7 protein-coding genes and 6 tRNA genes are annotated in these 7,857 nt (G+C 64.6%); 9 read left to right on the forward strand and 4 right to left on the reverse strand.

The window, feature by feature from the left end; all coding sequences use genetic code 11:
• A partial coding sequence (locus VM221_08630) for a hypothetical protein (protein HUT74884.1) occupies nt 1–210 on the forward strand: 210 nt, incomplete at its 5' end.
• A 59-nt stretch (nt 211–269) separates the two neighbouring features.
• On the opposite strand, the gene thiD is transcribed toward VM221_08630, so the two are convergent.
• Nucleotides 270–1,091 carry a bifunctional hydroxymethylpyrimidine kinase/phosphomethylpyrimidine kinase gene (gene thiD, locus VM221_08635; GenBank protein HUT74885.1) on the reverse strand — a complete coding sequence of 274 codons (822 nt, stop codon included), beginning with the start codon at nt 1,089–1,091 and terminating at the stop codon, nt 270–272.
• Nucleotides 1,088–1,918 (reverse strand): HAD-IIA family hydrolase, encoded by an 831-nt coding sequence (locus VM221_08640; protein ID HUT74886.1) that lies wholly within the window; start codon nt 1,916–1,918, stop codon nt 1,088–1,090. Before VM221_08640 ends, thiD begins: the two co-directional genes overlap by 4 nt.
• 178 nt (nt 1,919–2,096) lie before the next feature.
• Between VM221_08640 and VM221_08645 the strand changes: the two genes are divergently transcribed.
• From VM221_08645 to VM221_08680, 8 genes are all read left to right on the forward strand, one after another.
• A tRNA-Pro gene (locus VM221_08645) sits at nt 2,097–2,173 on the forward strand.
• 22 nt (nt 2,174–2,195) lie between these two features.
• A tRNA-Gly gene (locus VM221_08650) sits at nt 2,196–2,271 on the forward strand.
• A 3-nt stretch (nt 2,272–2,274) separates the two neighbouring features.
• A tRNA-Arg gene (locus VM221_08655) sits at nt 2,275–2,350 on the forward strand.
• Nucleotides 2,351–2,430: 80 nt separating this feature from the next.
• A tRNA-His gene (locus VM221_08660) sits at nt 2,431–2,506 on the forward strand.
• Nucleotides 2,507–2,522: 16 nt separating this feature from the next.
• A tRNA-Arg gene (locus tag VM221_08665) sits at nt 2,523–2,599 on the forward strand.
• 94 nt (nt 2,600–2,693) lie between these two features.
• Nucleotides 2,694–2,769, forward strand: a tRNA-Lys gene (locus tag VM221_08670).
• A 163-nt stretch (nt 2,770–2,932) separates the two neighbouring features.
• Nucleotides 2,933–3,178, forward strand: a complete 246-nt coding sequence (locus VM221_08675; protein HUT74887.1) for a GIY-YIG nuclease family protein — start codon at nt 2,933–2,935, stop codon at nt 3,176–3,178.
• A gap of 400 nt (nt 3,179–3,578) precedes the next feature.
• Nucleotides 3,579–4,115 (forward strand): tyrosine-type recombinase/integrase, encoded by a 537-nt coding sequence (locus tag VM221_08680; protein HUT74888.1) that lies wholly within the window; start codon nt 3,579–3,581, stop codon nt 4,113–4,115.
• A gap of 1,274 nt (nt 4,116–5,389) precedes the next feature.
• On the opposite strand, the gene VM221_08685 is transcribed toward VM221_08680, so the two are convergent.
• Together VM221_08685 and ltrA are read right to left on the reverse strand one after the other, a co-directional pair.
• A complete protein-coding gene (locus VM221_08685; protein HUT74889.1) occupies nt 5,390–5,854 on the reverse strand; it encodes a carboxypeptidase regulatory-like domain-containing protein in 465 nt (154 codons plus the stop codon).
• 77 nt (nt 5,855–5,931) lie between these two features.
• Complete coding sequence (ltrA, locus tag VM221_08690) at nt 5,932–7,458, reverse strand: group II intron reverse transcriptase/maturase (GenBank protein HUT74890.1); 1,527 nt, start codon at nt 7,456–7,458, stop codon at nt 5,932–5,934.
• Between the last annotated feature and the right edge of the window lie 399 nt (nt 7,459–7,857).

Here is a 7,857-nt window from a genome sequence, read left to right on the forward strand (position 1 = left end):
GCAGCGGCAGCAGTCGTCGCAATATGCGAGGTCGAACTTCTGGCGGCTAGGCCTCCGGCCGCCGTGGCGGTCGCCACGGGCGACCTAGCCACACAGCCAGCGGCCGGGGCGGTCACGATGGTTGACACAGACGCGCATGGGACTACGCTGCTCTCATCCGCGATGAATGCCCGGTCGAAGCCCCCCGACCCTCACCCCGCCTCTCCCTGAGAGGTAGAGGCGTTCACGCTGAGCACACCCTATAACCCCTCTCCCTTCCAGGGAGAGGATCAAGGAGAGGGTGGCTCATCCGCCGGCGCGCAGGCATCAGCGGTCGCCCCGAACGGCGCGAACAGCCGGAAGCTCCCCCCGGTCGAGAACGCGTCCTCCAGCGCCCGCTGGAGAAATGAGCGCGCATGGGTGACCGCGTCAACCAGCGTCTCCCCGCGCGCCAGATAGCCGGCGATGGCTGCGGCCAACACACACCCCGTGCCGTGCACCGGCGGCCCGGGGAGGCGTGGATTCTGGAATACGGTCTGCTGGCGGCCATCCCACAGCACATCAACCGCGGGCCCCGGCAGGTGGCCGCCCTTGACCAGCGCCGCCCCCGCGCCCATCTCCACCAGCGCGCGCGCCGCCCGCGCCGCGTCATCCAGGCCGGCAGCTGACACGCCGGTGAGCGTTTCCGCCTCCGGCGCATTGGGCGTTATGACCACGGCCAAGGGGAGCAGCTTCTCGCGCATCGCGGACACCCCGTCGTCCGTCAGCAGGTGGGTGCCGTCCTTGGCCACAATCACCGGGTCCAGCACCAGACCGCGCACGCCATGCGCGGCCAGGCGCTCCGCTACCACCTCGACGATGGCGGTGGATGACAACATGCCGGTCTTAACCGCGTTCGCGCCGACGTCATCCAGCACTGCGTCTATCTGCTGCGCGACCAGCGAGGGCGCGATTCCCTCGAAGCCGATCACGCCGCGGCTGTTCTGGGCGGTGACCGCGGTCACCGCGCACGCGCCATAGACCCCGAGCGCCGCGAAGACCTTGAGGTCGGCCTCCAGGCCGGCGCCACCGCAGGAGTCCGAGCCGGCGATGGTGAGCGCGCGCGGGATCACGGCCTTCTTCCCTCGATCAGCGCGGGCAACTCCGCGAGGGTGTCAATGACCCATTCGGGGCGCACGTCGTCCGGCGCCCTACCCACGTCGTCGGCGCTGCTGATGCCGGTCAGCACCAGGGCGGTGTGGATGCTGGCGGCGCGGCCGGCTTTGATGTCAGTGTCGAGGCGGTCGCCGACGATGACAGCCTCGGCCGACTGGCACCCCGCCTGCGACAGCAGCAGCTCAACCATGCGCGTCTCCGGCTTGCCGATGAGCCGCGGGGAGAAGCCGACTGCCGTCTCGATGGCGGCGACGATGGTGCCGCCGCCGGGCAGCAGGCCGTTCTCGACCGGGAAGGTGGCGTCGCGGTTGGAGGCGATGAACTCCGCGCCATCGAGGACCGCGTCCATGGCGGCGCACAGCATGTCATAGCAGAATGCGCGGTCCATCCCCACCGCGACGTAGCGCACGCCATCCACCGGCGGCGCCGTCAGCACCTCGAACCCCATGGCCGCGATCTCGTCGCGCAGGCCGCCCTCGCCCACCACCAGCACGCGCGCCCCCGCATTCCCGCGCGACTTGAGGTAGAGAGCGGTGGCGTAGGCGGAGGTCATGATCTCGGCGGGCGGAGTGGGGATGCCGAACTCCCCCAGCCGGCGCGCGTACTCGTCGCGGGTGACGGTGGAGTTGTTGGTGAGAAAGCGCACTGCCAGGCCGCGCTCGCGCGCCCAGGCGACGGTCTCCGCCGCATGGGGTAGCAGACGTTTGCCGCGGTAAATCACCCCGTCGAGGTCGAAGACGAGCAGACGTAGTGAAGGGCGGCGACAGTGGGCGCCAGCGGTCAAAGCAGTCTCCTCAGGGACATGTGCGGCTGGCGCTGATCGCGCCGGCGCCGATTGCGAGTATTGTAGCACCGCGGTGTCGGAGGGTCAACAATGCGCGCGCAGGTGTTGACCGCGGGGGTGGATTGAGGTATACTCCGAACAGGACTTTTGCGGCGAGCAAAAGTCCTTGCCATCTTGGCGGGGCGTGGCGCAGCTCGGCAGCGCGCCTGTTTTGGGAACAGGAGGTCGGCGGTTCAAATCCGCCCGCCCCGACCAGCAGGTGGGGAGACGTTGGCTCGCGGGAGTAGCTCAGTCGGTAGAGCGTCAGCCTTCCAAGCTGAATGTCGCGGGTTCGATCCCCGTCTCCCGCTCCAGGGGCGCCTGTAGCTCAGGGGAGAGAGCGGCTGCCTTCTAAGCAGCGGGTCGCAGGTTCGATTCCTGCCAGGCGCGCCAGTCTATAGGTTGATAGGGAGACAAGGGCTGGGAGAGAGGACTCCTTCAATTGTCTTCTCTTGTCCAGCATGTGGTTCACGGCGGACGTAGCTCAATCGGCAGAGCACCTGACTGTGGCTCAGGGGGTTGTGGGTTCAAGTCCCATCGTTCGCCCCAGCAATCATATGAGCGCGCGCCTGTAGCTCAGCGGATTAGAGCACCAGACTTCGGATCTGGGGGCCGGGGGTTCGAATCCCTCCAGGCGCGCCAAGCGAAGGACGCCAGACAATGGACGCTGAGGGAAAGACAGCGGCTGCGACGGGCTCCCTTTTCCTCTGACGGCGTTCATCCCGCCGCTGGCCCAGGGCCGTTAGCTCAGCTGGCAGAGCAGGGGACTCTTAATCCCAAGGTCGAAGGTTCAAATCCTTCACGGCCCACCACCCTTCGCCCTTGTCGCTGACGCGCCAAGGAGCTACGGGTGGCAAGCTACCTCTAGCGTCGTTGCGTCGTCTTGGCTTTGGGCAGCGAAGGGTGCCCCACATAGCTCCCCGAAGCGCCAGCGAGGGGGCGACGTGGGGCCGCCGATACCCAAAGAGGATCGTAATGACCAAGCATGTCTACCTGCTCCAGAGCGTCAACTACCCAAGACAGCGGTACATCGGCGTGACATCAGAGGTTGATTCCCGTCTCGCGGCGCACAACGCAGGGGACTCGCCGCACACCTCGAAGTACCGGCCATGGCGGCTCTGCACGGCCATCAGATTCGAAGATGACCGAAAAGCAATGGCTTTCGAGGCGTATCTTAAGACGGGCTCCGGCTGGTCCTTCGCCAGGCGGCATTTCTGGTAGGCATGGACTGACCGGCTGCGGAACTGCGCTGTTCGGATTCCTCCGTCCTCCCGCATGGAATGGGTCCGAAAGGGGAGCGCAAGTGACTTCGGATACATCTCCGGCCTGTCGCAGCCCATCAGCCCGCACACCTTCCGCCGCACCTGCGCGTCACCGTTTCACGTGCAGGCGCTGCTCGGCCACACCACCCTCGAAATGACACGCCGGTACTGCCGCGCCGCAAACCAGGACCTCGCCGCCCTCCAGCGCCAGCATGGGGTGGTGGACGGAATGCGCAGTTCACCCGGCATTTCACCAAGGCGACACCGAAGATGACGACGCGTGTCCCGTCCACGGCCACACTTCCTATTCTATTCTCGTCTCGCCCGCAACCGCGAAACATGCCCACCGCTCCCTGGCTGTGCTGTGCAAGTTCATGGCGCGGGAGGGGACAATCACCGGCGACCCGATGCAGCACGTCGAGCCGCCGAAAGCGCCCGTCAAGCTGGTCTCGCCGCTAACCGAAGACGAAGTGTCCCGAATGCTCAGCGCCTGCGGCGGGGGATTCGTGGGCGCGCGGTTGCGGGCGATGCTGCTGGTCTTCGTGGACACCGGCCTGCGTCTTTCGGAACTGTGCGGCTTGCGGCTGGCCGACGTGGGCTTCGTGGAGCGCGCCCTGCGCGTCATGGGCAAGGGCGCGAAGGAGCGCCTGGTTCCCTTCGGGGAGGCGACGAAGACGGCGCTGCTGGAGTACCTGGCGCGCCGGGGCGAACTGCGAGCGCAGGCGCTGTTCGTCGGGGTGTACGGCGAACCCCTGCAAGCGCGCCAGGCGCACCACCTGGTCGAGGGCTGCGGCAAGCGGGCAGGGGTGGCGAAGGTCTATCCGCACAAGTTGAGGCATACGGCGGCGACGCCTTCAGCTTGCAGCGGCTGCTTGGTCATTCCAGCCTGGAAATGACCCGGCGATATTGCGCCCTGGCCGACGCCGACCTGGTGGCAAAGCACCGGGCCTGCTCGCCGGGGGACGGGTTCCTGGCCCACGTCAAGCCGACGAGCGGACGCAAGCGGCTGCGGTAGGGCGAGGCGGAGCAGGAGCGCCGAGATTGGCCAGCGAAAGACGCCGTGCGGCGCGTCGCCTGGCGCTAGGTTCCTGTCGGCGGCGCTGCGGCTGTTGACGCGAACGACAAGTTAGTGCACCGTCAACCGTGATATGCAGGATTCAGGTATGACAGATAGCGAAGTCCGGTGGTTCGCCGGGGAACCCGGGCGAGTCAAGCTCAAGCGGCCCTACCCCGTGATTCATGACTGACGGTGCATTAGCTTCTGAAGGGGTCATTTCATGAGTCCTAACACCTGGTTCTTCTCGGTCTGTGGAGTGATTCTTATTGTAGGGGGTTGGTGGTTCTACCCGTATGTAAACCAGCTCTTGGCTATAAGCCCCGTCAATGCGAGGTACGGATGGCTTCCGGGGATAGCCGGTCTCTGCCAATGGGTTATTGCTATAGCTTGGGGCCTTGTGTTTCTGGCCATGTCGGGGGAGTTCAACGAGTACATGTTCGGCCCTTGGCCTGACTCCACTCTATCTTTTGGCTGAGAGTTGTGTCCGCTATTCTCTTCATGCTTGGCTTCGTTGGCACAGCCGCTAGGTGGGCTTGGCATAGGGGATACAACTGTGCGAAGGATGGAAGTACGCCGCCAGGTATCAGCCCATTTGACTTCTGAGGAAGTGGTGCTATAAGAAGCCTGACAAGGAGGGCGAGAGTGTGGTCAAGGCAAAGTGGGCGGTGGTGATGGTTGTGGCTCTTGTGGCGCTGGCCGCGGTTGTCGCGGCGCGCCGTCTGCTGCGCCTCAGAGCTTTTCCCAGCCGTGGCCGTTTGTAAACCAGACACGGCCGGTTCGCAAGTCGTAGCGGAACGCTCGGCCTTCGCTCACGCTATACTTGTAGCGGGGTGGGGTAAGTTCCAGCGTGGCTACCCGCGTAACGAGTCCAAGGAACACGATGGCCGTGAGCGCGATTACCCATTTCGGCACTAACATGGCGCATTTTCTCCCCGCGTCTCGATTGCCGCCTATTCTATCACTCGCACGCCGATGGCGACGGGGCAGAGGCGCTCGGCGCGGGCGACGTTGTGGCGCGGGGTCGGGCGCTGCTGCGGCTTTGCGACGGTGATGACTCGCCGGAGCGGCGCGCGTGGCTGGAACGGGCGCTGGGGCGGGGTCCGGATCGGCGGGTCAGTACCGCGGCGTGAGGAAGATGTCCAGGTTAGTGGTGATGCCGGGCGTGGCGCGGACGCCTGAGTAGGACTTGTCGGCGTATCCCGGACTCAAGGCGATCACGTCGTAGCTGCCCGGCGGGAGGTTCCGGTCGAGCCGGTACGCCCCCCACGGCGCGGTGGAGGTGCCCTTGGACCACCACACGCCGTCCTTGTATGCCCTCACTTCGGCACCGATCACGGGTTGGCCCGTGTATGCATCCCGCAGGTAGCTGGCGATGAGACCTGAGGGCTGGAGGAAGGCGTTGACATAGGTGGTGGCACCGGGGACGACATTGACCGCCTGCACGAGACGCACGTAGCCGTTCTTGGAGATGCAGACCGAGTTCGCGCCGGCCGCCAGGTCGCGGGCGATCTCGTAGGTCGCATCCGCCGGGCCGGTGACGGCGCTGGCGCGCAGAAGTGAGGTAGGCGTGCGGCGCACCTTCGCTGTGCGCGACGTGTTTCCGCACGCCCCCTCCCGAACCGTACGTGACAGTTTCCCGTCATACGGCTCTCCATTCAGGGTTGACCAGGTTGGCTGTCAGCCGCCAGGTAGGGGTGAGGTATCCGGCGCAATCGCGGGTAACGCTGCACCTTGATGTCGCGCAGAAACGCGACCGGGAGCAGTCCGCCCTCTTGTCGAGGGACCGCGATTACCGTTCGGCCTCCTACTCGTTTCACATACCGTCTCCATGCTTCCCGTGGCCCGCACTTGTGCTTCTTGCAGAGCCAGTACAAAACCCGACCCCACACGAAGTAATCGAGTGACGAGGCCAGTCTGGAGATGGAGCAGTAGCGATAGTAGTAGCCCCATCCTCTGAGATACAGGTTCAAATGAGTGACCAGACTCTCGGCGTCCCAGGAGAGCGTTGCGCGGTCGGTCAACGCACGCACCTCATCCCGAAGACGTTCCACGCTCTTGCGGCCTGGCCTGATAATCAGCACCGGCCTGCCGCAGTCGCGACGGCGACGGGCATGGAATCCGAGAAAGTCAAAGCCCTCATCGGCGTGGGTAACCAGGGTCTTTTCCGCCGACAGTTCCAGATGCAATTCGTCCCGCAGGAAGGCGGCGAAGCGTTCCTTCAGCGCCTGCGCGCCTTGCTTCGTCCCATTCCACAGCAGCACGAAGTCATCGGCATACCGGAGGAGGCGGACATTGCCCCCACCAGCCCGGCGGCGTTGTTTCTTCTGGTAGCGCGGGAGCACGTCATACTGCTCCCTCCAGAAGCGGTCCAACTCATGGAGGTAGATATTGGCCAGCAGGGGCGAGAAGACACCCCCTTGCGGGGTGCCCATCTCCGTCCACCTGACCGCGCCTTCCTCCATGACCCCGGCTTTGAGGAACATCCAGATCAAGTCCAGGATGTCTCCATCCCCCACGCGACGCTTCAGCAGTCCCATCAGCTTGTGATGGCTGATGTTGTCGAAGCATCCCCTGATGTCTCCCTCGATGACCCAGTAGAACCTGGAGCATCCCTGGATGTAACTCCAGAGCTGGCTGACGGCGTCCATTGTCCGCCGGCCAGGCCGGAACCCATACGAGCAGCCCAGAAAGTCGCTCTCGTAGATCGGCTCCAACAGCATCTTCAGTTCCATCTGGACCACCCTGTCTCGGAGAGTCGGTATCCCCAGCGGTCGGTACTTGCCGCCCGCTTTCGGGATATAGACTCGGCGGCACGGCTGTGGCCGATACCGCTTCTCTCGAAGCAGACTCTGGGTCTGTTCGATGAAGGCGGCGCGGTAGTCTGGGTCCTGAAACTGCCGGACCGTAACCCCGTCCACCCCCGCCGTCCGACTGCCCTGGTTCGAGAGCACTCGGTCCAGTGCCACCTCAATCCAGGCCCGGGAACAGATGAGAGAGTACAGGTCGCAGAACCTGTGCTCCGGTTGATACTCAGCCTTCCGGGCGAAGCTCGTCTGTATCCTCGCGATGTTCACCGTACAAGTCTCCTGGCATTTCGCCGATACATGATGAGTTTCTCTCCCAAACTGGGGTCCTTCTCCGCAACTGCGGATACTACGACCCCTCCGCCCCGCCGCTCTCACCTCAGCCGCAGGTGGCCCAGTCCTTTCGAACCGAGGGCGACGGTTCCCACGTTCGTGCGCTGCTCCTTTGCGACCGGGTTAGGCTTCTCCTGATGCCCGTCGGTTGACTCACAACCGGCGACGAAGTCCCGTGGCTCATTCCCCTGAAGCCAGAGGGGTTCACCCCTACGTCTGGGCTTTTGGCGCTGCACGCTCTTACTCGCGCTACACTTCGTCTCCGACCATTCCCATCATTTGGCGGTCGGTTCTCAATAAGGGCACGTCACCGGAGATTCCTGCACGTAGCCATACCGGTCTCAGGCCGGAGGACGCTTAGGAGTCAATGGGATAGACTCCAGGCTCCCCTTGTCCCCCTGGGCTTCAGACGGCTTCTTCCTCCTTGTCCGCCGCCTGCCAGGT

The sequence above is a fragment of the Armatimonadota bacterium genome, assembly GCA_035527535.1.
Classification (GTDB): Bacteria; Armatimonadota; Hebobacteria.

Excerpts from the sequence above, each read along its gene's own strand:
- VM221_08675 (HUT74887.1), top strand. The coding sequence starts at position 2,933 with ATGACCAAGCATGTCTACCTGCTCCAGAGCGTCAACTACCCAAGACAG.